This is a genomic window from Wenjunlia tyrosinilytica (genome assembly GCF_014646055.1).
Taxonomy (GTDB): domain Bacteria; phylum Actinomycetota; class Actinomycetes; order Streptomycetales; family Streptomycetaceae; genus Wenjunlia; species Wenjunlia tyrosinilytica.
The window spans coordinates 1-827 of the sequence record NZ_BMMS01000150.1 but is presented as its reverse complement, the minus strand read 5'-3'; the positions used below and the strand labels follow the sequence as shown (position 1 = coordinate 827).

The window sequence follows — 827 nt, the reverse complement described above, 5'->3', positions numbered from 1 at the left end:
TCCGGCACAAACCGCTCACCCGTCAACCCCGGCCGACCCAGATAACCCCGCGCCACACCCAGACCACCGATGAACAACTCACCGACCACACCCACCGGCACCGGACGCCCGCAACCATCCACCACGTAGAGGCGGGTGTTGCCGATTGGCCCGCCCACGTGGGGTACGAACCCGGTCTCCCGGTGCATCACCACGGCGGTGGAGTAGGTGGTTGTCTCCGACGGGCCGTACAGGTTGCGGATCTCCTCGACGCCATCCGCCGCAGCGAAGATGCGATCCACCAGGTCCCGCTTGAGGGCCTCACCCGCCAGGTTGATCGTGCGTACCGAATCGGGAATCTGCTGGGCGTCGGCCAGCGCGGCGATCGCCGACGGGACCGTGTTGACCAATGTGGCGTCGGTGTTCGCACGGACCGCCAGGGCGTTACGTACCGCCACCACGGTCCGGCCGGTGACCAGCGGCAGAAACAGCTCGAACACCGCCAGGTCGAAGTTCACCGACGTGGACCACAGCGTCCGGTCCAGCACCTCGGTGGCGAACACCGATCGCGCCCACCGCAGGAAGTTCACCGTGTTGCGATGCTCGACTGCGACGCCCTTGGGGACGCCGGTCGAGCCGGAGGTGTACAGCACGTAGGCCACGTCCGATGGGGACGCCAGGCGAGGCAGGTCTTCGGTACCGGGCCCGTCGGTGAAGTCGGCGAAGTCGGCGGCCAGGTCCAGGACCGGCACGTCGCCCGCGGCAGCCACTGCGGTCCCGTCGACCAGCACCACCGCAGGCCGGGAATCCGCGACCATGAACGCCAACCGCTCCGCCGGATACGACGG

Annotated in this window: 1 protein-coding gene; it reads right to left on the bottom strand. The window is 68.4% G+C overall.

Annotated features, from left to right (window positions below; translation table 11 throughout):
- The coding region (locus IEY86_RS35970) for an AMP-binding protein (RefSeq protein ID WP_229699091.1) at positions 1-773 on the bottom strand (773 nt) is incomplete at its 3' end.
- Between the last annotated feature and the right edge of the window lie 54 nt (positions 774-827).